This window comes from Blastopirellula sp. SH421 (assembly GCF_057808535.1).
In genome coordinates, this window is sequence record NZ_CM173712.1 from 1,361,866 (window position 1) to 1,386,155 (window position 24,290).

Genomic DNA, 24,290 nt, shown 5'->3' on the forward strand with positions numbered 1-24,290 from the left:
GCGCGTCTCTGTGCCGAGCAGCATATTTGCCGAGAAAACGCGGGTCTGGTGAAGGGAGAAAACCGCTGCGATTCGCCGTAATTTGCGGAAATTTCAATTTCCGCCGCGACGATTGACCCATTGTCGGCTGCAAGGCGGTAGGTCGCAAGTTGGTGGGATGCTACAACAGCGGCTCGAATGTCTGCCAGGCGAATCCCTCTTCTAGGATCGGTGACGCCGCAAATTCGAGATGCAAGATCCGCCGATGACGCTGCGTGCCGGGCTGCGACTCGCCGCTGGCATGCGACAGGAGCGGCCGCATCGCCAGCACGTCGCCGCGCTGACATTGGATCAGGCAGGGCGTACCGCTAGCCGGCGCTTTGCCGCTGTGGTGGGAACCGGGAAGCACTTGGAGGGCGCCATTCTCGGCGTCAACATCATCCAGATGAATACGCAGCGTCAGCATCTGCTGCAGCAGCTCTAGCGGCGCTTCGACATGCGGTACGCCGGCTTTGTTGGTCGGCTTGACGTATCGTAAGCTCTTTGCGATATGCTCACGCACGGCGATCGTCAGATCCTTGTGCCAAGGGAGCGACCAGGTTTGCTGTGGCGGCTTGTCGAAGTAAAGGACGCGGACCAGGCCAGAGGTTGGGCCGAGGATTTCGAGCAACAGCTCAACAAGCACTGGCTTGCGCCACACCTGAGCGGCGGCGGGATAGATCGACATCACATTGCGAGCCGCATAGGCGGCGCCGGCGCGCGTGCGGATCGACTCTCCGTCGCGCTGCGATTGGTCAATTGCGGCGGTTAGATCGGCGGTGATCTGATCGAGTTCCTGCGTGGAGAAGGGGGAAGGGAGGATTGCGAATCCGTCTTGTTCTAAGCGTTGCAAAGCGACATTCATTTCAGGCCTGCTTCAGGTCGCGATGGATCGGACGCGGCACTCGGAACTTCGAGGTGTGAAGCGACGTGACTATCCCAAATCTCTCCCAATGCGTCGTACGGGGGTTTACTGTTCAACCACCCGTTGCGAATATCGAAGAGTCGTTCGAACTCTTCGGGACGCATAGAGATCGGTTGCTTCTCACCGACCGCTTCCCCAGCGAATAACACGTATTCGCCGTTGATGCGGGCCAGATTGGTCATTCGCCGCTCGACCTCGGATTGTAGGAGAGTGCGAACCTCACTCCCTTTGGCTCGTTTCGTTTCGGCCGGCAGGCGAAGTAAATAGGCGACCACCGGCTGCTGGCCATCGAAAAAGATAAATGCCTGGTATTGCGGCGCCGCCGGATCGTCAGTGGAGATGCCGTTGATGGTCACTTTGCTAGGCGGCGACAACGAAACTGGTTGCCGCAGATAGTAGGCGATCCCCAAGCTCGTAGCGATCAGTGCAACGACGATCAGGAGTGAAAGTTTTAATTTCATTGCGATGAGCGGTTTCACTTGGTGCGTTGGCGACGCCGAAACTAACGTTTGATTCTGCACGCTGGCAGTAGTTGCTGCAATCGCTTGATGCCTGCGTCGGTGATTTGAGTATCACGGATGTCTAACGAATTTAATTGCTTTTGAGTCGCGATCGTCATGATGCTGGCGTCGCTGATCTTGGTTTGGCTGATATCGAGCCTACTAAACAGATCAAGCTTGGTTAGCAGGTTGGTCAAGTCTGCATCTGAAATTTGCGTCCCTGAAAGCAGTAAGTTGTGCAGTTTTGTTTGCCGCGCAATGGCCGTAATACTAGCGTCACTCAGTTTGAGTCGACTAACGTCGAGGCCTCGCATGTGATCGAGCTTGGTCAGCAGTTGGGTCACGCCTGTCTCGGTAATCTGCGTTTCCCCGATCGATATATATTGCAAACTTTGTTGCTGTGCGATCGCCGGGATGCTGGCGTCGCTTATATTCGTCTTGTTCAGATTGAGAATGACCAACTGGTTGGAGTTGGTTAGCACATTTATCAAACCGGCATCGGTGAATCTCGTCTCGGCAATCGAGAGAGTCTCCAGGTTTATTTGCTTGGCAATTGCCGGACTGCTGGCGTCAGTTACCTTGGTTTTGTCGAGGTTTAGGACAATGAATTCGTTGGAGTTGGCCAGCATTTGGCCCAAGCCAATATCGGTGATCTGCGTTCTCTCTAGGTCAAGACCATGTAGATTATTATGCTGTGCGATCGCGGTAGCGCTATCGTCGCCAATCGTCGTGTCGCCGAGGTAGAGGTATTCCAATTGATCGAGTTGCAAGAGCAGCTTCGTGAGACCTGCGTCGGTGATCTGAGAGCCCGTCAGACCGAGCGCATTGAGACTGCGAAGCTCAGTGAGATGCTCCAGACCGGCGTCGCTAATCTGCGGTTGATACAATGAATTGGGGTGGTTCGGATCGTTGCCGTTGTGGAAACGATTCAGCCACAAAAATCGCAGACTGGTCAGACCTTTGAGATGCACCAAACCGCTGTCAGTAACTGGCGCATACTCTAAATTGAGCCCCAAAACCTCCCCGAGCGCATTGAGGTGTACAAGCTCGCTTTCCTGAAACGGAGTGATCCCCTGCGCTTTCAATTCCGTGTCACGATCAGGCGACATGCTTGGTTGAAATTGTGGCCTAGACGCTATCGCCCAGACGTGGGCCCATTTAGAAGTAAGTTTCTCGGGTAGAAATTTGTCAATGCTCCAGGACAGTTCCCGTTCCCCCATTTCGGTATCGATACTCAGACCGACGCGACGCAGGGCGGCTAACGCCTGATCGCGGCGGTGGGCTTGGTGAACGGCCCGCCCGAGCAGTCCAAAAATCAAGCCCGATATCGCCATCACAATGAGCAGAGTCCGCAGCGAAAAGCGTCTCCAATTGCGTCGCTGCTTGGATGGCTCTGACCTGACATGATCCATGGCGAACGATTCAAAGAAGCGTTTGACGGAAGAGAGGTAGGAAAGCGTTCGATCTTACCAAGAAATTAGCCAAGCAGCGAGATTTCGCAGCGATTCATCTCAAACGTTATCGCTGCATTCTCGTGTCTACTAGGGATCCGTCGCAGTCGCGACGAGCGCCACTAGCCCAGCCCCTTGGCCCAAAGAAGAAGCCGGCCAATCGAAATCGCCGACTCGCATTTCCCGCTCTCCAATTACCGTCTAAACCCGCAGCTCTTCCGCTTTCGCCAGACGGTACTCATAGCGATGACGAATCGGCGCGATGATCTCTGCGAGAAACTCATCAACCTGTTCAGGCGAGCGGCCGACGTATTGCGACGGCTCGAGCACTTTTTCCATGTCGAGCTGAGGGAAGGCCGGATCAGCTTGCAAGCGATCGAGCAGGTCGTTCGGTTTGCCTTCCATTTTGACGACGGCTCCGGCGGCGATCGAATGTTCACGGATCTTTTCGTGCAGCTCTTGGCGATCTCCGCCTGCGGAAACGGCCGCCATCAAGATGTTTTCGGTCGCCATGAACGGGAGCTCTTCGTTCAAGTGCTTCGCGACCATCGCCGGGTAAACGACCATGCCGCTGGCGACGTTTTCTAGGATGATCAAGATCGCGTCGATCGCCAAAAACGATTGCGGCAACGTCAAACGGCGATTGGCGCTATCGTCCAGCGTGCGCTCCATCCACTGGGTCGCCAACGTGTTGGCGCCGCTCGATTGCAGACTCATCACAAAGCGGGCCAACGCACAAATGCGTTCGCTGCGCATCGGATTGCGCTTGTAGGGCATCGCCGACGAGCCAATTTGCTTTTCTTCAAACGGCTCTTCCACTTCTTTGCGATGCGACAGGATCCGCAGGTCGGTAGCGATCTTGTGGGTTGACTGGGCGATGCCGCTGAGTGCGTCGAGTACCTGCGAGTCGATCTTGCGCGAGTAGGTTTGCCCTGTGACGGCGTAGGTCGCCTCGAAGCCCATCTTCTGGGAGACGCGTTGTTCTAGCTGACGGACCTTGTCGTGATCGCCGTCAAACAGCGTCAGGAAGCTCGCTTGGGTACCGGTCGTCCCTTTGGTGCTGCGGGCCTTCAGCGTTTGCAGGCGATGCTCTAACTCTTGCAGGTCCATCACCAGGTCGTAGTTCCACAAACAAGCGCGGCGGCCGACAGTGGTTGGCTGGGCAGGCTGCAAGTGGGTGAAGCCAAGACATGGGAGCGCGCGATGCTGGTGCGAGAAATCGGCCAGTTTCAAAATGACCGCGGCCAGACGCTTTTCGATCAGATGCAGCGAGTCGCGCAGCAAGATCAGGTCAGCGTTGTCGGTCACGTAACAACTGGTTGCGCCCAGGTGAATGATTCCCTTGGCCTGGGGGCAGAGATCGCCGTACGCGTGAACGTGCGCCATCACATCGTGACGCAGCGCCTTTTCGTGCTTCGCGGCGTTGTCAAAGTCGATGTCGTCGATGTGCTGCTTCAGCTCGGCGATTTGGGCGTCGCTGATCGGCAGACCCAGCTCTTGCTCGGCTTCGGCCAGAGAGATCCACAGCTTACGCCAAGTGCTGAACTTACGCTGGGCGCCCCAGATTTGGCTCATCTCTTTCGAGGCGTAGCGAGAAATCAGCGGGTTTTCGTATTGGTCGTGCGACATCGGCGGATCCACAGCGTAAAGCGAAACAAGGGCGGAAAGCCTGTATTTTAGCCAGAAACGCCGCGTTTGGTCAGGGCCCGAAGTGGGAAACGGAGATGGGAACCGGATACCACGGAACGAGCACTGAATACAAGGGAAGCGACACGTTCCTGAGATCACAAATGACTGCTGATCAGCTTTCCTGCCGTTAAATAGCCATGTTCTCGATCTTTCAGACTGAAAAGAAGCCGCGGCGCTACTTTACAGATCAAGCGCCGATGTTGACGGGACCAAGTCGAACGGTTCTCGACGCGGTTGGGGACGAACGGTCGGAGCTGGCTGCGGCGTCGTAGTCCATGGCGCTGTGCGATACGGGATGGCCGGCGTGATGCGGGTCGTTTCTCGTTCTACATATTCATAAACACGTGGAGTCTGATAATAGTACGAGCGCAGCTGGACTGCCGGTCGAAAGTAGGTCATCGGCGGGGTCGCGGCGAAGTCGGCATGTTGGCCGAAATAAGGATCGATCGCGTCGTAGCCAAACAGGTCAAGGTAAAGCTGGTCGTACGATCTTTGCAGATCTTGCCAAGCGGTCCGAATCACATACGGACGCGGCTCTGGCAACCGACTGTCGAGAAACTGCTCGAGATCTTTGTAGGCGATCGAGATGCCGCGGAACTCGCGTTGCAGGTAATAGGGGTTGGCCTGTCGCGCGGCGTTTTGACGATAACGCTCGCACAGAGAGGCCAGCGCATTGGCGGCCGATGCGAGTTGCGTTTGATTGGCCGAGATCAGCTCGGCGCCTAGTCGCGCGGCCGCATGTTCTAGTTGGGTCGCATCGGGTGTGATCCGATGTTGATTTAGGAACAGATTTTGTGCGGCGGCCGAGTTGGTCAGCAAAGTGGCCAGCAGCAGTGCAAGGGATGCAGTTTTCATTGGTTTCCTCTCCCGGTGAAAGTTACCCCTCTCGAATTGATTCTAGAGGCGCAACCAGAATTCTCGCAATAAAAAAAGCCGACGCTCCCTGCGGGGGAGGTCGGCTCGCGGTTTACATTTGCAGCGCTGCTGCTATTAAAAAAGCCTATTTGTGGAAACGGTTGTTCCACGCCGGGCTGGGGTCGGAAAAGACCTGTCGGGTCTGAATGGTGAGTCGACCGATCCGGATCGATCCGCTGATCTGATTGTTGGGAAAAGGGGCGACTTTGCCGGGAAAGTGGCCAGCATGACCGTGGTTGTGGCCGGGGTGGTCGTGTCCGTCATGATGCGTCGCGCCGCCGATCTGGCACGGATAGGTCACATAGCTGCAGTGAGTGGAGTAGAGGTCGTAGTAAACTCGGTCAAAGGCCCGTTCGACGTCGGCCCATGCTTGCTGAACCATCCAGTCATTGCGGACCTGGCAAGCGTGAACAATCAACGACTGGACATGTTGCAGTTCGCGCGATGCAGCTTTGAAGTCAAGCCGCAGGTGCGACAAACTGCCTCCCTGGCGAGCGGTTTGGGCGAAGTGTGCGGCTGCTTCGTCTAGGTGATGCGCTTCGTCATCCAAGTGCGAGAAGCCGACCCGGTGATGAATCAAATTGTGCAAACGATGAGTCGCTCGGTGCAGTTCGTTCGTATCGCTGGCCAGTCGAGCCTGGTGCTGCCAGTAGGGGGCGGCGTTGGCCAGTTGAGGCGCGACGAACAATAGGGCCGCAGCAAGCGTTAAAAAGGCGATTTGGCGTTTCATGACGAAAGGTTCCCAGCGTTTTTCCCCAAACTATTTCGGTCAGCAACATTGCTGTCCGGCATCATAGTTAGGTAATGGCATCGCTGGCGCCAAAAGCTGCCATCAAACGTGGCTAAATTATGTAACTCTCGGTAGGTTATGTGTTTACGGATTTTGAAGTTTTTGCAAAACGACCGGGCTGGGCAAGTTTGAAGGGCGCCACGGGGCGAAATGCTATCAACCTGACAACAAGATTCTCAGAGCGAGACAGAACGGCCATGAGCGGTGGATGGTGGCCCCGGCGAGCAGGTGCATAGAAAAACGCCGAGCAGGTGATGCTCGGCGTTTTTCAGGAGGAAGTGACATGATCGATTTGGCTAGGAATCGGTCGAAACCGGAGCGATCAAAGTGGGGCCTTTGGCGGAAGGACGCGGAGCGCGAAAACCGGCTGGCGGCTTGTCGTGCGACGAAATATCAAAGGAAAATTCATTGGTCCCCTCGCTGGTCACGGTTGCTTCTAAGCCGCTGTCTTTGACCGACCAGAAGTGAGCAGGAATTTTGGCCAGCGGACCGGTCGTCGGGGCTCCGGCTCCGGGGGATGATGCCGGAGCGACCAACGCGACGCTGTAGGCGCCAACTTTGATCGGCTGTTGGGATTTAAATTTTCCTTCCGCCGTGGTGTTGAATCCGCCACCGCCGCCGGTGGGACTGTAAAAGCGGACGACCACATCGGCCAGCGGAGCTCCGTCCAGTTGGACCGAGCCTTGCACGTTCACTTGTTGAACGCTGTTCGATTGTGAGCAGCCCAGGCTTGCTGCGCTGAGCAGCAACAGGGCCAGCATGATAGAACGAAAGTGAATGATCAGCATTGGATTGGTGACTTTCAGCGATGATTTTGGGTTGGATTAGATTCAATTGCACAGGTGACTCCGTGGTTATTGCGAGAGCACCTGGCCATCCGATTTCATCGCCATCCGTCGGAATTGGATTAAGTTGACGGTATCTGTGATAAAGCGTACTGAACCATCCGCCAAGGCGAATTGGGCGCCGCCGGGATGTTCGGAGTTGACCATGACCGACGTCAAATAGCACGCGTCACAATTGAAGCCCGATCGATTGCTGCACGTCGCGTTGGGCGCGTCTTGGATCGCAACGATACCGCCGCCTCCGACTTCGTTGTTGGTGTCCCACTTACCGGTACTGCCGGTGCCTGACCAACCGCCGGTCATACCGTAGACGTTGTCGCCGGTGTTGGCGACGGTCAGATCGCGACCTGCAATTTCGCCGATCAAGAGTGTGTTGGAGGTGCCGTCAGTAAACGAGTGGAATCCGGTGATCTCGTTGTACATAAAGGCGCCGTTGTCACATTTCCAGCCGTACCAGCTGCGGCATTTTCCCGAGTCAGCACTGTTGGCGGGCGCCGATTCGTTGAGTGCGCCGTTGATGCCAACATAGCTGTGATATTGATGAAGACGAGGATTGCGGCCAAAGACGTTGTTGTTGTTTTTGGGTTTTACATTGGAAGGGCAATTGAACGCATTCACGATCACGCCGTTGAGCAAGTTGGAATTGACGGTGTCTTCATCGCTTTTAAAGCTGACGTTCCAGTCAAACTGATCGGACAAGCTGCTTTGTTCGATGTAGGGCAAAATGGAGAGCTTCCAGGTCACGGTTTTCGCTTCGCCGTACGGCATGTTTTGGTACGTGTCGTGGTACATGTGACAGGCCAAAGCCAACTGCTTCAGATTGTTTTGGCAAGACGAACGGCGCGCCGCTTCACGGGCTTGTTGCACAGCCGGAAGCAAAAGTGCGATTAGAACTCCGATAATAGCGATAACAACCAGCAGTTCGACCAGCGTGAATCCATTGCGATGAAAACGATAGCGAGACATAGATAGACCTCATAACGAATAAGGATAGTGGGCGACGAAAACGCAATGTGAAGAGGCGACTTCGTGGAAAGCCTTAATAACAAAATCCGTTCCAATGAATGCCAAAAAGTGACGAATAGCGGGAAATTGGTTCATTTGCCGGAGGTCTCCCCGTCTGGAAGAAGGGGGCTTTTGGCCTAATCCAACGCGAATGGGTGGATATATCGCGTCATGGTCATTTATTGCTCAGATTGCATAGAATTTGCTACTGCGCAATCGGAAGGCAGTTATGCATGCAAATAAGTCATTTCAGAACGCTAGAGGGGACAAATAGAAGGTCTCAATTGATTTATTTTGCGGCGAGACCGTTTTTTTGAGCATGCTCGATCGAGCCTTCGCGCAAAAAAAAACGCCGAGCAGTGAGGGCTCGGCGTGGGATCGCAAATCTGTGGAAGAGACCGACTGGCCAGCAGTCTGTCGCAAAGGTTAACCATTCCGCTAGGAGCTGGTCATGGAGATTTCTAGATCGATCGTGTGATGCCCTGAATCGATCTTCACTTGGCGGATCTCCTCGTAGTACTGGTCGGGGAAGGGTAGTTGCCGCTGCTTCCCACGAGTCGGCGGAGCGGTCTCAGGCGGGACAAGCTTGATGAGACATTCGCCGTGGCGAACGCCGTTGCGTGAGAGCGAATAGACGGCTTCGTAGCGACCGGATGCGTCGGTGACGGCGGTGCTGCCGCGAACGCCTTGCTCGAGGGGATCAAATTCGAGCTTGAGACCTGCGGGGGCTGGTTGCCCATCGACAAGCACGACCCCTGTGACGGTCCCTAAACCGGCTTGGTTACGATTGCTGCAGCCTCCGATCGCGATCAGCGAGAGGAGCGCGACGAGAGCCGAAGAACTGGACTTGAACATAGCTGTTTTCACTTTGATTGGGCGCCGCTCGCGCCGTGGATCGGCGCAAAATTATTTTTCCAAGGCAATCGACTGAGGCTAGGGGAGGCTGACGGTTTGCCCGTCATTTCGGATGCCGAGCAGTTGATAGGCGCCCATGCCGCTGGCATTGGCGTAGATTGCGGTATTGACCGTATCGCCGCCATACCAACCGTTGGCGACGCCGTTTTTGTCGAAATCAATGTCTTCAGAAATGAACTGAACCGAGCCATCGCAGAAGGTGAAAAAAGCGCCTTCGGTATGAGCGCTGGCGAAGCCCCAGTGATCGGTCGCGTTCATCGGAAAAGAGAGGCATCGCGAGAGCGTGTTCTGTCGTTCGAGATAGCTATTGCCCGGCGTTCCGGCCCAAAAAGCCCAGCCCCGCGGACCACTGGTCCAGTCCCCAAATTTTGCCGAGGTTTCGCCCATGGCGAACGTGTTTGACAGGCCATCCGTGATGGCGGAGAAGTTCAAGCCGGTCACATTGACCGCGCCCGTGTTGGCGGCTTTGTCCTCATCCCATCCAGCCTGACCAAAGCCTCGGCTGGCTGCGTAGCTGATTGCTCCATATTCAACCGAAGCGTTCGTATAACTGACAGGGCCTGTGGTCGAAGGGCATCGCAAGCTAGAGATCACCGTCGACAACGCCGCCGTCGCATTGGCGCCAGCCGTACCGTCGACCGCTTGAGGGAAGGTGAATTGATTGACGCCGATCGTGTCATACAGATTGGTCTGTTCCATAAACGGCAACAACTGAGCCCCCCAACCCCAATTGCCGCTGTTTTTGTAGGTGGGCATTCTCTCAAAGGTGTCGTGATAAGTGTGGATTGCGATTCCAACCTGTTTGAGGTTGTTACGGCACTGAACCCGCCGCGCCGCTTCGCGCGCTTGTTGAACGGCCGGAAGTAAAAGTGCGATCAAGACGCCGATGATCGCGATCACAACCAACAGTTCGACCAGAGTGAAGCCGGAAGCTATCCGGTGATGACGCTGCATGGAAAGATACCCTTGATGGAATGGTAGGAATGACTGGCAGGAACCAAGAAATGGACGATGCCATTGCCGGTTCAGTTTGCACGAAGTATCAACTTCCGTACCAAACAGCAGGGACTAGACACGAAATAAAAATTTTGTGCTTCCACGCGGGGGGATGCGGAGGGCAAGGGATAAACTGTTGTAGTTAAAAGCTGCGGAACGTAGTTTTTTGTAGAATCGCGGAATGCCGCTTTAACTCGTGAGTAATTACCGCTGCGTAAAAGAAAGGCATCCTGCTGCTATTAGTTTAATCCCGCATCAAACCATACTTTTGGGCCTAGCAAAACCAGGGCATGGTTAGCGCACATAACGGCTTAATTTACTAGATAGCGCAGCCCTATTCGGGCATAGCTGACTGCAGGTTGCCAGCAAAAGCCTGAGCAAAGATCGCCTGCCAGCTGGTAGGCGATCCCCTACCAGCGCATGATCGCCGTACCCCAAGAGAGTCCGGCGCCAAAGCCGGAGAGCAGGACGTGATCGCCGCGGCGGATCTTGCCGGCTTGATACGCTTCGTCCAGTACCAGCGGGACGCTGCCGGCGGAGGTATTGCCGTAGCGATCGAGATTGATCACCACCTTGGTGCGATCGAAACCAAGATTCTCGCACGCGGCGTCAATGATGCGGACGTTGGCTTGATGCAGCAGGACTAGTGAGATGTCGTCAGCGGTCAGATTAGCGTGGGTCAGTACATCTTGAATACTGTCGGTAATCACGCGGACGGCCCATTTGAAAACGCTACGGCCATCCATGTGCAAAAAGCCAAGACCAGCGGCCAGGCTTTGTTCGTCGAGTCGCTGGGCCGAACCACCGCCGGGAACGCACAAGAGTTCGCCACCTTCTCCTTCGCTCCCCAGCGTGTAGGAGAGAAATCCCTGTTCCGCGGTTCCGGCGCCCAAAACGACAGCGCCGGCGCCATCGCCAAACAAGGGATAGGTTCGTTTGTCGTCGGGATTTGCGATTCGTGATAACAAATCGGCGCCGACGACCAGTGCGCGGTGACTGGTTCCACAGCGCACAAATTGAGAGGCCGTGATCATCGCGTACATAAAACCGGCGCAAGCGGCGCTGACATCCATCGCCGCACAGCGGATCCCCAGCCGATCTTGCAAGATGCAAGCCGTCGAAGGGGTCGGCATGTCCGGCGTAAACGTGCCGACAACGATCAGATCGATTTCGTCGGCGCTGATTCCGGCATTTTTGATCGCCGCAGCCGCGGCCGCGTAGGCCATGTGGCTGGTCGCCATATCTGAAGGAGCGTGCCTTCGCTCTTTAATGCCGGTCCGCTGCACGATCCAATCTGGATCGCAGCCCAATGACGACAGATCTTCATTCTTGACAATAGTCTCAGGCACAAAGCTGCCGACGCCGAGAACTTGCACGCCAAGTAGCTGCCGTAACGGACTACGATTCGAGAGTTGTGTCACAGACTGCCCATTTAAGGCAGTCGAGCTAACCGACGGCATGTACGGAGAATTCCTGGGGAATGCAAACTTCAGACGCGAATTGCCCATTGGGAGCGAATTGCCAGTATAACAAGCTTCGATCGATTTTCCCACTTACGTGCGTCTGGTTGCTGGTCCCCGTGATACCGCCTAAAATCTCACGCCAGCAATCGCTCGGTAGCCAACCAATATGACACGATGATCGAACTTCCCCCGGAATTGAAGTCTCCCCCCGTCCAATGGACGCGGCGGCACTTACTTGACCTTGAGAGTCTCTCCGCCACCGAAATCACCACGGCGCTAGACGTCGCTCAGCGTTTTAAAGACGTAACTCGCGACTGTAAAGACAAATTGCCGACATTAGCGGGGGTAACTTCGGTTAACCTCTTTTTTGAAGATTCGACCCGCACGCGAACCAGTTTCTCGCTCGCCGCTCGCCGTTTGGGGGCGGATAGCGTCGAATTCTCGGCTTCTAGCAGCAGCGTCTCCAAAGGAGAAACGTTGCTGGATACCGCCAAAACGATCGAATCGATGCAAATCGATGCGATGGTGATCCGGCATCGATCGCCGGGTGCGCCGCAAATGTTGGCGAAAAATCTCGATTGCTGCGTGATTAACGCCGGCGATGGTCCGCACGAACACCCGACCCAGGGGCTGCTCGATATCTTGACGATCCGGCAACATCGTGGCACGGTCGCCGGGCTGACCGTGGCGCTGGTCGGCGACATCGCGCACAGCCGCACCGCGCGCTCCAACATTTGGGGCCTGCAAAAGCTAGGCGCGCATGTGATTGTCTGCGGGCCGTCGACGCTGGTTTCCAAACAGTGGGAAAAGTTGGGAGTTGAAGTTTCGCACGACTTGGATGACATCGTCGCGCGGTGCGACGTTTTGAACTTGCTGCGAATTCAGTTCGAGCGGCAATATACGCGTCCCTTTCCTTCAGTGCGTGAATACGCGCTGCTGTATGCGATGAATCGCGAACGGATGGAGCGGGCCAAGTCAGATATCTTGATCATGGCTCCCGGCCCGATCAATCGCGGAGTCGAAGTGACGCCGGAAGTCGCCGATGGCTCGCAATCGGTCATCCTGCATCAAGTAAACAACGGTCTGGCGGTGCGGATGGCCGCGTTGTATCTGGTCACCAAGGCGCCCCGGTAGAAAAACCTATGTCGACGATCTTGCTGAAAAACGGTCGCCTGATCGATCCGAGTCAACAACTCGATTGCGTGACCAACGTCTTGTTGAAGGACGGGGTTGTCGCTTCGCTGGATACTCAAGAGACTTCCGCCGACCATGTGATCGATGCGACCGGCAAGATCATCGCGCCTGGGCTGGTCGATATGCACGTGCAACTGCGCGAGCCTGGATGGGAAGAAGACGAGACGATCGCCAGTGGCGCGGCGGCGGCGATTGCCGGCGGATTTACTTCGATTGCGTGCATTCCGAATACCGAGCCCCCGCTCGATTCGCCCGCGAGTATCGAATATGTCCGCCACAAAGCGGCCCGTGCCGACAAGTGCAACGTGTTTGTCATCGCCTGCGTCAGCAGCGGCCGCAAGGGAGAGCAACTGTCCGAGATCGGCACGTTGGTCGAAGCAGGCGCCGTCGGCTTTAGTGACGCATCCCACGCGATTACCAATCCCGAGTTGCTCCGTCGCGCGCTCGAATATACGCAGATGTTTGACAAGCCAGTCCTCAATCGGCCCGAATTGGTCGAGTTAACGCACAACGGCGTCATGCATGACGGCATGGTCTCGCTGGTGCTGGGCTTGGCGCCGATTCCGGCCGCTGCCGAAGAGGTGATGGCGGCCCGCGATATTTGCTTGTGCGAAACCACCGGGGGGCGGCTCCACCTGATGAGCGTCTCCTCTAGCGGAACCGTCGAGATCTTGCGTCGCGCCAAGACGCGTGGCGTTCGGACGACCGCCGAGATTCATCCTTGCAACTTTTCGCTGACGGATGAAGCGCTGCGCGAGTTTGATCCCAACTGCAAAGTCAATCCGCCGCTCCGTTCGGCCGAGCACGTGGCGGCCTGCATCGCCGCTTTGAAAGATGGGACGATCGACGTCATTTCTAGCGGTCATGCACCGCGGGCATCGCAAAAAAAGATGCACGAGATGACCGACGCACCCTTTGGGATGGTCGCGCTGGAGACGACGCTGGGACTGACTGCGACCAAGCTGGTGCAGCCCGGGCATCTGACCTGGAGTCAGGCGATCGACAAGCTAAGCACCACTCCCGCGCGGATATTGGGCGTGGCCAAAGGGAGCTTGATGGTTGGCGCGGACGCCGATGTCACGATCATTGATCCCGATTTGCAGTGGACGGTGGATACTTCCAAATTTGCTTCTCGCAGCTCTAACTGTCCGTTTAACGGCTGGCAATTAACGGGCAAAGCGATCGGCGTGATTGTCGGCGGCGTCGTGAAGATGTAGTCAGAACTTGAAAAACCGCTCAGTTTGGGTCGATGCGCTGGCTCAGAGAACGTAGAATTCCGCGCAGGCTTCCTTCTTCTCTGCGGATTCGACTCATGCCTTTGATCATCGACGGCTACAACTTGCTTTACGCGGCCGGCGTGGTCAGTTCGCTGGATGGCGGCGGTACCTTCGAGCAAGATCGGCTGATGCTGCTCGAGCTGATTCGTTCGGTCGTTGACGAGCAGGAGATTCGCCAGACCGTCGTCGTCTTCGACTCGGCCAAAGCGCCCCCCGGCTTGCCGCGCACGGTGCGTTACTACGACATCGTGGTTCACTTCGCCTCAGAATATGCCGACGCCGACGAGATGATCGAAGAGCTGATCGAGCATCATTCGGCCCCCAAGCGGCTGACGGTTGTCTCTAGCGATCATCGCGTCCAGCGCGCCGCACGTCGCCGCAAAGCGACCGCTATCGATAGCGGGCAATGGATCAGCTTGATGCGGCGCAAGCGTCACGCGCAAAACAAAGCGGCCCAACTGCCGGCCAAACCCCAGGCCCCGCCATCGCAGTCCGAAGTCGCACGCTGGATGCACGAGTTTTCTAACGTCGACGTCGATCAAATTGCTCGCGAACTGAAACCGCTGCGGAATCCCACCGCGCAGCCAGCTCCTCCCAAGACCACCCCACCCGGCCAAGCCGCGCCGGCCGGAATAGAGGATCAGGGCAAGCCCGAGCACGAAAATCCGTTTCCCGATGACTTTGAAGACGATCTCCGAACCATGGGCAAGCAACTGGGAGGCTCGATCTTCCCGGCCGACTATCTCGACCAGATTGCTCGCGAGTTCTTTGACGACGATGGCAAGCCGCCGCGTTAAGTCGCCATTTGGCAGACGCTATCCGTCTTGCGACACTCAATTTTCGCGTGCCACGGATATCTTCGTTCGAATCGCTCGACGCTTCACACGGCTCACAGAGCCATGGCACGCAACTCTCCAAGTGCTTCTCTCCCGTCGTGCCTGCCTCTGGTCGGCATAATTGTGCGCTCTCGCCTGATCCGTAAAAACCGGACCAACCGGCACAGCTACGCAAATCGCACGTTTTGCCTAGATGTTGCATTTTAGCCACATGTAACTCCGATCCCATACTTTGTAACCGACACGTTCCTTCCCCCCTCTCGCGTCCGTTGGAGATCCTGCTCGTGGCCAAAACCCAAACCGTCAAGACGACCTCGCGTAAGACCGCTGCGAAAAAGAGCACCCCTGCGAAGAAGACTGAAGTAAAGCGGAGCCCGAAGGCGGCTGCACCCAAGAAACGGGCCACGACCAAAGCCGCGACCAAGGAAGAAACCGTCAAGACCAAGCCAGCTGCCGAAAAAGAAGTGACGATTGATCGCCGTCGCAAAGAAGAGCCGGTCGCTCTAGAACGCCGAGCCAAAGTGACGCGTCGTCGTCAGATTGATCCGACCACCTGCGAACGGGACTACAACAACGAAGAAATCGAATTCATGCAAGCGTTGGACGCTTATAAGCGAACCAGCGGCCGCATGTTCCCGACTTGCAGCGAAGTGCTGGAAGTATTGAAGGGGCTGGGCTACCAGAAGTCAGTTGGCGGTTACGATATGCCCGTCAGCGAAGAAATTTCGGCCGATGCCGAACTGTCGAGCCTCGAAGAAGTCAGCGAATAATCGACGCAAATCGCTATCACTGCTTGCTACCAACGAAACAGGAAGGCCGTCCCCTCGGTCTTCCTGTTTTGTTTCTTGAGCGATTCTCTCTTGCTTTGGTGAAATAATCTCTCTACTCTCCCCACGCGCGGAGAGATTCTCTGCGGCTAACTTGTTGATTCGCCCTGGGGTCCCGGGGATGACAGCAAAGCGATCTAGCACACCAACCATGAGGGCTCGCAACGTGAGCGAACCATCAAACGAGCGAAATTCGGCCAATTACTGGCTTCCCTTGGGCGCCTTGCTGTTGGCGACGGCCTGTAGCGGCTGCCAAATGGCGGCCAGCAGCTCCAACGTCGCCGGCGTACGCGCCGTCGAAGCGGGCCAACCGATGGCGGCTGTGAATCATTTTCACAACGCACTGGCCAATGACCCGACCAACGCCGACGCGCTGTACAACATGGCGGCCACCTATCACGAGATGGCCAAAACCAACAATGATCCGGCGATGCTGAAGCAGGCCGAGGATCTGTATAACCGTTGTCTGGACCAAGATCCCAATCATGTCGAGTGCCATCGTGCTCTCGCAGTCATGCTGATTGACACCAAGCAGCCTGATCGCGCTTACGTGCTGATGGAACGTTGGTCGCAGCAAAATCCAAGTTCCGCCGATCCCAAGATCGAGTTGGCGCGACTCTATCAAGAATTCGGAGATGAGCAGTCGGCACTGACTCAATTGAATCAAGCGGTCGCGATTGACGCGAACAATGCGCGTGCCTGGGCTGCTTTGGGAAGTTTGCGAGAAAAATCAGGCGATCTCAATCAGGCTTTGGCCAACTACCAGCGCTCGCTGCAACTGAATAGCTTCCAAGACGGCGTCAGCACGCGGGTTGCGACCTTGACCCGCCAAGGGGTGCAAGCCGATACGCCGTTCGCCCCTGCTGGTGACACGCGCATCGTGCAGAATCCGAACACGACGCAGCGGTACTAAAAAGCGGAAAGCGGCTTGTTTTGATGTTTAGAACGCCGCGCGCTTCTCAAATCCCAAGCGATTTTTCGCTAGTAATGAGCGAAATTTAGAAACCGGGCGCGTCCGTACGGTTGCGGTTGTCAGCACGCCAGCCAAGTTGGTGACGTCAAAGTGAATCGCCAACGCGTTCTCTTCGCTCCCACACTGGACGGCATCGATCTGTACTACATCAATCAGCCGATCGGCGTGCCGCTGCAACTGTTGTTTGGTGGGACGCGAACTCCCCCGCGAGACGCTGTAATAGGCCAAGATGTCGTTTTCGTCCGACAAATGGGTGATTTGGTAGGGCGCCGCAGCGGTTCCGTCACCGGTTGCGAGCAGGCCTTCCAGCATGGTTTGAAAGAGAAAACGCTCGAGGTCGGCCTCTCCGTAGCAGCCCATTTCGTTGGCCGCGATCCCAGCAAAGAAGTGGGCGGCGGGACTCGCAACCCATGCGAAAGGCATTTCGCAGGTTCGCCAATACGCTTCGCGAAAGTCGCCGCGCTCGCACGCCGCTTCTAAATCGAAGACGAACGAACCTTGCGGATCAAAATCGGGCTCCGCGGCTACCTCGACCTGTAGCTGGGAGAAGCCCTGGCTAGTAGGTGTTTCGAGATAGTTGCGATAAACGTCCGACATTCAAAGCCTCACCAACAACGTAGACAAAACGGATGTTCGAGCTTGGTTTACTTCCACAAAGAAGTGCTGAACACCACGCGTGCGTCTTGTCTCCAAAGAGCCGCGCGCTCACGTAACTCTTTTAGACTAACGAGCGCTCTATAGAAAGGCAATAACTTTCAAGCCTACGGCGCTGCAAATTTTCTCAGCAGCAACCGAAGTCACCAGCGGTGCAAACGCCTGTAGTTGAGCTTGTCGAGCGCGTTCGTTGCGCGACTAGACGTTGCTTTGCAATCGACATAGAGAGGCGAACAAGAAACAACAAAGGCCGCGAAGAGCAACTCGTCGCGACCTTGATTTAATCGTTTGAATGGCCGTCAATCGACCACTTGCGCTGCGGCGTTTTAGCCGAGTGCGTCGAGCGTATTCCCTTTGCCCGCCTCTTTACCGATGTTGCCAGACGATTCGATCAGTGCGACCAACGCTTCGCCTTGCAGCTTGACTGAGTCTTGTCCTTGTTTCGCAACGGCGAAGGCAATCTGTGAGCGCGTTTGCGCATCTTTGGCTGCCAGAACGCTCGAGATTGCCGGATCTATACCTGTCATCTTTACCCCTTCAAAAACAGTGTCGCTTATCTCAGGGTATCGACGCTCGCTGAGGGGAAACTTGGGTGAAAATCACTTTCTCACGGCGAATGACGGCTTGGCGCGATCATACCGGATCGCCGGACAGCTAGACGCTTTAATCCAAGCGAATCTTCAGCCCTAGCTCTGCTTTCATCCGCAGCAGCGCCTCGACGTTTCCTTTGGCGTCGTCCACCGGGTGATGCGTATGCTTGGTCTTCCGTAGATGCTTGAAGTTAGCGAAACAGTCCTTTTGCATTCCTTTGTAAAGCGAGCCCAGATTCGTGGAGCTGTGCCCGAACGGGTTTCTCCCCACAAAGTGGTGGAAGTACCAACAGATAAACTGCCAATCGAAGCCGTTGTTGTCAGAGATAAACATCGGCTGACCTTTTGAGGTCTCGCCGATCCAGTCCGCAAACCGCTCCATCTCTGCCTTCGGATCGGCAAACTGCAGCGTCTCTTCACGTGAGAACCCGCTGACCGCCAGTGCGGCTGGTATCCACTTCTCCGAGATCGGGCGAAGTTGCCCATAAAAAGTTTGCGAGAGCCCCGGCGTGACCAGCACTGCGCCAAAACAGATCATCGAGTAGTCAGACGGGATCGGTCCGTCTGCTTCGATGTCGACCATGAAGTAACTCATGCCTGATTTTCCTAATTCATTCCTACATTCTTTCGTTATTTCTTTATCAGATTAGCCACAACTGACGCGCGAGAGCTACTACGGTTCGCTCTAGTACGATCTCAAGCAGCAAAAAAAAGTTGTCGATCGGCGGCGATTTCCTTTTACAATAGAGGACTCAGCCCCCACTTCGTCTTGCCAAAACGCACCCGCTAAAGAAATCTCATGCCCAAAGTCCACCCACTGCTCCTTTTCGTCTTAACCATCGGGTGCATGCCGCTAACCAGCCAAGCCGCCGACCTGGCTGGCGCCAAACCCAATGTCATTTTGATCATGACCGACGACCAAGGTTTCGCGCCGGTGGGCCGGCATGGGCATCCTTGGATTGAGACGCCTAATATGGATCAGTTGTACGACACCAGCGTGCGCTTTACGCGAATGTTGGTCGCGCCGACTTGTGCTCCGACCCGCTCTGCGTTGATGACCGGTCGGCATCCGATGCGTAACGGGGTGACCCATACGATCCTGGAACGTGAGCGAATGACTCTAGACGCGGTGACCTTACCGCAGACTTTGAAGAAGGCAGGCTACACCAGCGGGATCTTTGGAAAATGGCATCTCGGTGACGAGGATGAATATCAACCAAATCACCGCGGCTTTGACGAAGCGTTCATCCACGGCGCCGGCGGCATTGGTCAGGCGTACGATTGCAGTTGCGCCGATGCGCCCGGCAACAAATATTTTGACCCGGCGATTCGTCATAACGGCAAGTTTGTCAAAACCCAAGGCTTTTGCACCGATCTCTTTTTCACGGCCGCCCTCGGCTGGATCCAGGAAAAGAAAGAGACCGACGCACCGTTCTTCGCCTACATCGTAACCAACGCGCCGCATGGACCTTTTCTCGCTCCGGAGAAGGATAAAAAACGATTCAAAGAAATGGGCTTCAGCGAAGAAGAAGCTGGCTTCTACGGCATGATCGAAAATATCGACGACAATGTCGGCCGCCTAATGGCGAAGTTAGAAGAGTGGAAGCTGCTCGACAACACCGTGGTCATCTTTATGTCGGACAACGGCATGACCGGCGGCGGATCAGGTCGACTGGGCAAGCCGATTGGCAAGACTGCCGATGGCAAGGTCTTGTATCCCTATAACGCCGACATGAAAGGCTTGAAGGGCTCCAGTGAGGAAGGAGGCGTTCGCGTCCCGTTCTTCGTTCGCTGGGATGGGCACATCACGCCCAACCGTGACGTTGATAAGATCGCAGCACATATCGACGTCTTCCCGACGATCGCCGCATTGGCCGGCGCCCAGTTGCCGGCAGGTCAGGTCGAAGGTCGCAGCCTGTTGCCGCTGGTCGAAAACGAAAACGCCGATTGGAAAGATCGCTACCTCTTCACCCATCAAGGCCGCTGGAAAACCGGTGAAGAGCCCAACAACTATCAGTGGAAAAACTTCGCCGTCCGCAATCAAAAGTATCGCCTGGTCGGCGAAAACGCCTTGTTTGACATGGAAGCGGACCCTGGTCAAAAGACCAACGTCATCGACCAGCACCCCGACGTCGCCGCAGCGATGAAGACCGCCTATGCGGCGTGGTGGAAAGATACACGCCCAATGATGGTCAACGAGACGGCGGAGATGTCACCGACCAAACCGTTCTTTGAAGCGTACTACGCCCAGGAGAAAGCGGAGGGAATTCCGGCTTGGGTTCCGCCGAAGTTGTAATACGGCGCTAGATGCAAGGGGAATTGGCAAGCCGGCGTCCATCTTGAGAACGGAGTCACGCAACAAGTTGGACGTCGATTGCATTTCCACGCATGAGTCTACGTAGTAACTTCGCGCAGTACTTGGCGCATCCATGCTCACTCTATGGTGCTGATGGGAATTGATCCAGAGATCGAAATGCGGGAATCGGCACGCGAAAGACCATGTCGTTTGCCATGAAGTAGTTGTCCTGGTCTAAATCCCACTCGCCATTAATAATGCTTCCGGTGATTCCGTCGCCTCCATCTCCGCCGTTGTCTCCTTCAAACAGAATGCTATACAAGAGATAACCGCTACCTTTCCTTTCGTACCTGAGATCTCCACTAGAAAATGGATCTCGCAGGAGAGTTTTGTCGAGAAGTGCTCCGATTTCGTCCAGGCGTTGCGGGTATTGTTGATGTTTTGCTTTGTATTTCTCTAGTGCGATCGCGACTAAAAGCATGTCTCTCGCGATATCGAATCGGTCTACAAGCATCCTCACGGTAAGCAACTCCTTAAGGGAGGTATAGCTGACGAGATAGTCCGCCATTCCCGTTCCCAGATCGGCCGAGGAGATTGTTGCAAAATGTTCCCCCTTGCCGAGAGGAGTGGTGCGCTGGGCAGGGATTAGATTTGCCAACGCGAATAGCTTCGTCTGGTCTTGACTGCGATCGGTGGTGAAAATCTCTTCCTCGACGCGATCAAACCAGTAATTGATGCGAGTCAGCATCGCATTCGGATCGAAATCGTGGTTCAATGCTTTCGAATATTCAAGACAACCCAACATCTCATCGAAGCGTCGACTATTTAAGAATCTCTCTCGCAAATAGAGTCGCTGCGCCATGTCCAGCGTTGCAAGTCGCAGGCTATAAACAAGCTCCTTAAGCGACGGCTTGAACTTCGGTTGCTTCTGACAGCAAGCTTCGATTTGGTTCAGCAACTCAGGGCTGCATTCACATTGCGTCATCAGTACGAGTGTGTAGTGATTCGCGCGCGCACGCAGTTCGATACGTCCCCCGAGTTCCTCGGAGTCGCAATTCATACCCAGGCCTGACAGCTGAAACATGGTTTGAATATTTCGCCAAGCTTTTTCGGGCTTGTCTTCACCCACAAAATACATGGTCTGCCCTCCCAAGAGATCAGCCGCAACTCGAAGTCGCCGGGGATGCAAAAAATCTGCAAACAGTAAAGGGGCGCTGGAGTCTTCCAATGAGTTAATAGAGGGGCAAAAAAAACGCGTCCGGTCGACGGCGGAATGGAACTTGGCAATTGCTTTCTGGTCTTCAGCGATCCACTTGCTCAACGGAGGAAAGCTGGATGAACTCCAAGGCGCTCTTCGCGACTCAGAAATAACCGCCAGTGCATCGACAGGATTTGCCAATTGGTCTTTGGCGGCCATCTGAGACGTCGCCCATGCCTCCACGCGTGCAAGATTTTCGTCGGTATAGGCTCCAACCGTCGCTCCTTCGACGGGCGTCTGCCATTGCAATTCATTTCGTAACTTTTGAATCTCCACATCGGAAAACCTTGGCGGCGGCCAAGTCCCTTCCAGCAGCGAGATCGCAGCATTATTCTCCGGTGTGACCCCTTCTCGCCATTTCTGCTTCATTGCGGTGACATAGTCGACAGCGCCTGCATTGGTTCGCGGCGTATCGATATAGGTGGTGGCTGGGGAGATGATGATGTCTTCCGGCACAGGCTTTCGCACCGCGGATACTCTAGCGGCGCCTGAAAACGAAGGGAGCGTGTCTTTAAAATCGCAGCCCACTGCCAAAATACAGAATAAGAGAAGGGAGGTGCAGATGCATGTATCGCGGAGGTAGCGATAGGCTTGATTTCTGAGATAATTAGGCATTTGAGTTTCTTCGCTTTAATTCCAGTTAAAGGGGGATGTCTAAGTATCTTGACATACCCGACCAGCCCAACCTTTGAAAAAACTCCCCACCTCCGTCCCGGTCGAATTCACCAGGGTGATCTCGCACTGCGGCAGCGACTGTTTCAGAAGCTCGGCGTCATTTCTGCGTTACCTTCGATCAGCCTCAATGCGTTGAATCAAGGCGTCGTAAGTATCTTTCAGGCTCTCATAGTTTTCAAAATTTGGCTCTTCAACCAAAAGATTGGGAAGAAAGTACTTTGTGTTTGCAATCAACGCATGACTCCAGTAGACATCTTTGGCCGAATAAGTGCTCGTAAAAACTTTACGTCTCACGTCATCGGGCAGGTCGTTCGTTGACTTCTCAAACTTCCCAGCGGAATCAGAAAACCGATAGACCGATAGCTGACGATCATACGCAATTATCAGGTAGACTTCGCCTTCGGCTTCGACCAGTCGACCACTGGGAAGGCGAAATTCTGGGGGTGGTAAATAATCGCAGTTCCAAGAGGGATATTGGTTGATAGTCGTCAAAAACTCTTGGCGGTCAGAAAACGCCTCTTCGTATACGACAGACGAAGAATCGAGTGTTTGTCGCGTAACGCGAAGAATTACTTTCGACGTGACGTGCTTTTCCAGCGAGAAGTGTGGGACCGATTCGGAGTCGTGGAAAGCGGATAAATGAAAGGTCGTTTGGCCCGAATTACCGAAAAGTTTATCGAGCAAATACGGTGCAGATTCTATGGTGGAGACCGTTTTTGGCGTTGAAAGCACCGATGTGACGTAGTTCCCAAGCATGAGGGCCACGACGATGCCGCTTCCTATCACGAAAGCGAGGATTCTGAAATGCATCGCTTCTTTCCTGCGATATTTGTGCTGAGCAAAGTCGAAGGCATAGGCCCGAAGTCAATTCATCGCCTGTTTTAGATCGCCGACATCCTTCTACGGCTAAAAACTCCCCACCTCCGTCCCGGTCGAATTCACCAGGGTGATCTCGCACTGCGGCAGCGCCTCTTTCAACCGTTCCGCCGCTTCCTTGGTAACCTTGGGACCTAGCGTTACTTGACGTAATGTTTTGATTTTCGCCAGCTTGTCGATCGCCGCATCGGTCACCGTGTCGCTATCGATTGTCAGGTGCTTCAGCTTGGTCAGTTTGTCCAGGCCAGCGAGTGACTGGTTGGAAAAACCTTCGCCGATGCTGAGAGATTCGAGATTGGACGCCGTGTTGATTGCGGTGAAGTCGGCGACGCCGCGGACCTTCAGCAGCGAAAGTTGTTTCAGGCTGGTGAGAGCTTCTAGCGAAGGCAACGCGTCCAATGGCGGTTCGACTTTCATCAGGCCGGTGTCTAACGCTTGGAGTGACTTGATTGCCGCCAGCTCTTGGATGAACTCAGGCGAAACGCGGACGCCGTCGAACGATCGCAACTCGCCAAAGTCGATTTCTAGGCGAGTTAGATTTGGCAGATTGCGCAGCGCTGGCGAAGCGCCGGCCGGTGTTTTGGACGAGGTGATCCGCAGCGTTTCGAGCTGCGTAAGCTTTTCGAGCGTTCGCCATCCCTCTTCGCTGGGCCATCGGACTTGATACAGAAAGAGTTCGCGGAGTGTTTTGAGTTTGGCGATGGCGGCTACCACTTCCGGCGTCATGTCGGCGTCGATCAGGGTCAGTTCCCGCAAGCTAGGACTGGCCGCCAGCGAAGCGAGTTTGTCTGCTTGTGTTTCGCCCCCAACCAAGGTTAGGTGTCTTAGCTGCGCCGCCTTGGCGATTGACGTAAATCCGCTCGGCGTGAGCGATGTACTGTCGAGATCCAGTTCTTCAATTGATGAGTAACCTAATGCGGCCGCATCGTCGTCGCTGATACCTGAGCCATAAGCGTTGACGCAGACCGGTGAATCAAATCCGATGATTCGCCCTACTAAGCCTGGCGCCGGTTGATTTAAAAAAAGAGTCACTTCCTCCAACTCGGCGAATGCGTGCTCGCCAAACAGACCATCCCGCCAAGTTGGTTGTGGCTGGATATCCTCTTCTGCCGTTTCTGAAGTCAGCGTCAACGCGCCGCCGCTTGCAGCTAGTTCGGATCGCACGCTCGCCAAGCGAGCCGCGCGGACGCGATAGTAACCAACATAGGCGAACAAAACCGTCGCAACGGTCACCACCAACAGCAAAGTGAGCAAAGAAATGCGTTTCATGACCAACCGTGCGCGATTTGGGTAGAGGAGCAAAGCGAAGAGCTACGCCGATT

Annotated in this window: 23 protein-coding genes; 6 read left to right on the top strand and 17 right to left on the bottom strand. The window is 55.2% G+C overall.

The features are described from left to right. Window positions 1-160: 160 nt before the first annotated feature. From SH421x_RS05575 to SH421x_RS05625, 11 genes are all read right to left on the bottom strand, one after another. Window positions 161-883 carry a phytanoyl-CoA dioxygenase family protein gene (locus SH421x_RS05575; RefSeq protein WP_488854412.1) on the bottom strand — a complete coding sequence of 241 codons (723 nt, stop codon included), beginning with the start codon at window positions 881-883 and terminating at the stop codon, window positions 161-163. Continuing rightward, window positions 880-1,404, bottom strand: coding sequence for a hypothetical protein (locus tag SH421x_RS05580; RefSeq protein WP_488854413.1), 525 nt, complete (start codon window positions 1,402-1,404; stop codon window positions 880-882). Before SH421x_RS05580 ends, SH421x_RS05575 begins: the two co-directional genes overlap by 4 nt. A 41-nt stretch (window positions 1,405-1,445) precedes the next feature. After that, window positions 1,446-2,552 carry a leucine-rich repeat domain-containing protein gene (locus SH421x_RS05585; protein ID WP_488854414.1) on the bottom strand — a complete coding sequence of 369 codons (1,107 nt, stop codon included), beginning with the start codon at window positions 2,550-2,552 and terminating at the stop codon, window positions 1,446-1,448. Between the two features lie 543 nt (window positions 2,553-3,095). Next, window positions 3,096-4,523: an adenylosuccinate lyase gene (gene purB / locus SH421x_RS05590; protein ID WP_488854415.1), complete on the bottom strand. Its 1,428-nt coding sequence runs from the start codon at window positions 4,521-4,523 to the stop codon at window positions 3,096-3,098. A 240-nt stretch (window positions 4,524-4,763) separates the two neighbouring features. Beyond that, window positions 4,764-5,438, bottom strand: coding sequence for a hypothetical protein (locus tag SH421x_RS05595; protein WP_488854416.1), 675 nt, complete (start codon window positions 5,436-5,438; stop codon window positions 4,764-4,766). A 145-nt stretch (window positions 5,439-5,583) separates the two neighbouring features. Further along, window positions 5,584-6,228, bottom strand: a complete 645-nt coding sequence (locus SH421x_RS05600; RefSeq protein WP_488854417.1) for a hypothetical protein — start codon at window positions 6,226-6,228, stop codon at window positions 5,584-5,586. A gap of 356 nt (window positions 6,229-6,584) precedes the next feature. Further along, window positions 6,585-7,076 (bottom strand): hypothetical protein, encoded by a 492-nt coding sequence (locus SH421x_RS05605; protein WP_488854418.1) that lies wholly within the window; start codon window positions 7,074-7,076, stop codon window positions 6,585-6,587. Between the two features lie 66 nt (window positions 7,077-7,142). After that, window positions 7,143-8,099 (bottom strand): DUF1559 family PulG-like putative transporter, encoded by a 957-nt coding sequence (locus tag SH421x_RS05610; protein ID WP_488854419.1) that lies wholly within the window; start codon window positions 8,097-8,099, stop codon window positions 7,143-7,145. 477 nt (window positions 8,100-8,576) lie between these two features. Beyond that, window positions 8,577-8,993: a hypothetical protein gene (locus SH421x_RS05615; RefSeq protein WP_488854420.1), complete on the bottom strand. Its 417-nt coding sequence runs from the start codon at window positions 8,991-8,993 to the stop codon at window positions 8,577-8,579. A gap of 78 nt (window positions 8,994-9,071) precedes the next feature. Continuing rightward, window positions 9,072-10,007, bottom strand: coding sequence for a DUF1559 family PulG-like putative transporter (locus tag SH421x_RS05620; protein WP_488854421.1), 936 nt, complete (start codon window positions 10,005-10,007; stop codon window positions 9,072-9,074). A gap of 452 nt (window positions 10,008-10,459) precedes the next feature. Next, the gene (locus tag SH421x_RS05625) at window positions 10,460-11,509 is read right to left on the bottom strand and encodes a beta-ketoacyl-ACP synthase III (protein WP_488854422.1); all 1,050 of its coding nucleotides are present in this window, start codon (window positions 11,507-11,509) and stop codon (window positions 10,460-10,462) included. Between the two features lie 177 nt (window positions 11,510-11,686). Here SH421x_RS05625 and SH421x_RS05630 point away from each other — a divergent pair, with 177 nt between their 5' ends. From SH421x_RS05630 to SH421x_RS05650, 5 genes are all read left to right on the top strand, one after another. Next, entirely contained in the window at window positions 11,687-12,646 is a 960-nt protein-coding gene (locus tag SH421x_RS05630) for an aspartate carbamoyltransferase catalytic subunit (RefSeq protein WP_488854423.1), read from the top strand. Between the two features lie 8 nt (window positions 12,647-12,654). Next, window positions 12,655-13,923 carry a dihydroorotase gene (locus SH421x_RS05635; protein WP_488854424.1) on the top strand — a complete coding sequence of 423 codons (1,269 nt, stop codon included), beginning with the start codon at window positions 12,655-12,657 and terminating at the stop codon, window positions 13,921-13,923. Window positions 13,924-14,018: 95 nt separating this feature from the next. Further along, window positions 14,019-14,780: an NYN domain-containing protein gene (locus tag SH421x_RS05640; protein ID WP_488854425.1), complete on the top strand. Its 762-nt coding sequence runs from the start codon at window positions 14,019-14,021 to the stop codon at window positions 14,778-14,780. Window positions 14,781-15,103: 323 nt separating this feature from the next. After that, window positions 15,104-15,589: a hypothetical protein gene (locus tag SH421x_RS05645; RefSeq protein WP_488854426.1), complete on the top strand. Its 486-nt coding sequence runs from the start codon at window positions 15,104-15,106 to the stop codon at window positions 15,587-15,589. Between the two features lie 223 nt (window positions 15,590-15,812). Beyond that, window positions 15,813-16,559: a tetratricopeptide repeat protein gene (locus SH421x_RS05650; RefSeq protein WP_488854427.1), complete on the top strand. Its 747-nt coding sequence runs from the start codon at window positions 15,813-15,815 to the stop codon at window positions 16,557-16,559. A gap of 27 nt (window positions 16,560-16,586) precedes the next feature. Here the strand turns inward: SH421x_RS05650 and SH421x_RS05655 are convergent, their stop codons facing one another. From SH421x_RS05655 to SH421x_RS05665, 3 genes are all read right to left on the bottom strand, one after another. Further along, window positions 16,587-17,216 (bottom strand): hypothetical protein, encoded by a 630-nt coding sequence (locus tag SH421x_RS05655; protein ID WP_488854428.1) that lies wholly within the window; start codon window positions 17,214-17,216, stop codon window positions 16,587-16,589. Window positions 17,217-17,599: 383 nt separating this feature from the next. Then, on the bottom strand, window positions 17,600-17,800 hold the full coding sequence (locus tag SH421x_RS05660) for a hypothetical protein (protein ID WP_488854429.1): 201 nt from the start codon (window positions 17,798-17,800) through the stop codon (window positions 17,600-17,602). Window positions 17,801-17,936: 136 nt separating this feature from the next. Continuing rightward, on the bottom strand, window positions 17,937-18,458 hold the full coding sequence (locus tag SH421x_RS05665) for a 3'-5' exonuclease family protein (protein WP_488854430.1): 522 nt from the start codon (window positions 18,456-18,458) through the stop codon (window positions 17,937-17,939). A gap of 204 nt (window positions 18,459-18,662) precedes the next feature. Between SH421x_RS05665 and SH421x_RS05670 the strand changes: the two genes are divergently transcribed. Continuing rightward, window positions 18,663-20,159, top strand: coding sequence for an arylsulfatase (locus SH421x_RS05670; RefSeq protein ID WP_488854431.1), 1,497 nt, complete (start codon window positions 18,663-18,665; stop codon window positions 20,157-20,159). Between the two features lie 142 nt (window positions 20,160-20,301). Here SH421x_RS05670 and SH421x_RS05675 read toward each other — a convergent pair whose 3' ends face one another. From SH421x_RS05675 to SH421x_RS05685, 3 genes are all read right to left on the bottom strand, one after another. Beyond that, window positions 20,302-21,873: a hypothetical protein gene (locus SH421x_RS05675; protein WP_488854432.1), complete on the bottom strand. Its 1,572-nt coding sequence runs from the start codon at window positions 21,871-21,873 to the stop codon at window positions 20,302-20,304. A 327-nt stretch (window positions 21,874-22,200) separates the two neighbouring features. Continuing rightward, window positions 22,201-22,902 (bottom strand): hypothetical protein, encoded by a 702-nt coding sequence (locus tag SH421x_RS05680; RefSeq protein WP_488854433.1) that lies wholly within the window; start codon window positions 22,900-22,902, stop codon window positions 22,201-22,203. A 96-nt stretch (window positions 22,903-22,998) separates the two neighbouring features. Then, complete coding sequence (locus tag SH421x_RS05685) at window positions 22,999-24,237, bottom strand: leucine-rich repeat domain-containing protein (RefSeq protein ID WP_488854434.1); 1,239 nt, start codon at window positions 24,235-24,237, stop codon at window positions 22,999-23,001. Between the last annotated feature and the right edge of the window lie 53 nt (window positions 24,238-24,290).

Coding starts and splice junctions, on each gene's coding strand:
- SH421x_RS05575 (WP_488854412.1), bottom strand. CDS start 883: ATGAATGTCGCTTTGCAACGCTTAGAACAAGACGGATTCGCAATCCTC.
- SH421x_RS05580 (WP_488854413.1), bottom strand. CDS start 1,404: ATGAAATTAAAACTTTCACTCCTGATCGTCGTTGCACTGATCGCTACG.
- SH421x_RS05585 (WP_488854414.1), bottom strand. CDS start 2,552: ATGTCGCCTGATCGTGACACGGAATTGAAAGCGCAGGGGATCACTCCG.
- purB (WP_488854415.1), bottom strand. CDS start 4,523: ATGTCGCACGACCAATACGAAAACCCGCTGATTTCTCGCTACGCCTCG.
- SH421x_RS05595 (WP_488854416.1), bottom strand. CDS start 5,438: ATGAAAACTGCATCCCTTGCACTGCTGCTGGCCACTTTGCTGACCAAC.
- SH421x_RS05600 (WP_488854417.1), bottom strand. CDS start 6,228: ATGAAACGCCAAATCGCCTTTTTAACGCTTGCTGCGGCCCTATTGTTC.
- SH421x_RS05605 (WP_488854418.1), bottom strand. CDS start 7,076: ATGCTGATCATTCACTTTCGTTCTATCATGCTGGCCCTGTTGCTGCTC.
- SH421x_RS05610 (WP_488854419.1), bottom strand. CDS start 8,099: ATGTCTCGCTATCGTTTTCATCGCAATGGATTCACGCTGGTCGAACTG.
- SH421x_RS05615 (WP_488854420.1), bottom strand. CDS start 8,993: ATGTTCAAGTCCAGTTCTTCGGCTCTCGTCGCGCTCCTCTCGCTGATC.
- SH421x_RS05620 (WP_488854421.1), bottom strand. CDS start 10,007: ATGCAGCGTCATCACCGGATAGCTTCCGGCTTCACTCTGGTCGAACTG.
- SH421x_RS05625 (WP_488854422.1), bottom strand. CDS start 11,509: ATGCCGTCGGTTAGCTCGACTGCCTTAAATGGGCAGTCTGTGACACAA.
- SH421x_RS05630 (WP_488854423.1), top strand. CDS start 11,687: ATGATCGAACTTCCCCCGGAATTGAAGTCTCCCCCCGTCCAATGGACG.
- SH421x_RS05635 (WP_488854424.1), top strand. CDS start 12,655: ATGTCGACGATCTTGCTGAAAAACGGTCGCCTGATCGATCCGAGTCAA.
- SH421x_RS05640 (WP_488854425.1), top strand. CDS start 14,019: ATGCCTTTGATCATCGACGGCTACAACTTGCTTTACGCGGCCGGCGTG.
- SH421x_RS05655 (WP_488854428.1), bottom strand. CDS start 17,216: ATGTCGGACGTTTATCGCAACTATCTCGAAACACCTACTAGCCAGGGC.
- SH421x_RS05660 (WP_488854429.1), bottom strand. CDS start 17,800: ATGACAGGTATAGATCCGGCAATCTCGAGCGTTCTGGCAGCCAAAGAT.
- SH421x_RS05665 (WP_488854430.1), bottom strand. CDS start 18,458: ATGAGTTACTTCATGGTCGACATCGAAGCAGACGGACCGATCCCGTCT.
- SH421x_RS05670 (WP_488854431.1), top strand. CDS start 18,663: ATGCCCAAAGTCCACCCACTGCTCCTTTTCGTCTTAACCATCGGGTGC.
- SH421x_RS05680 (WP_488854433.1), bottom strand. CDS start 22,902: ATGCATTTCAGAATCCTCGCTTTCGTGATAGGAAGCGGCATCGTCGTG.
- SH421x_RS05685 (WP_488854434.1), bottom strand. CDS start 24,237: ATGAAACGCATTTCTTTGCTCACTTTGCTGTTGGTGGTGACCGTTGCG.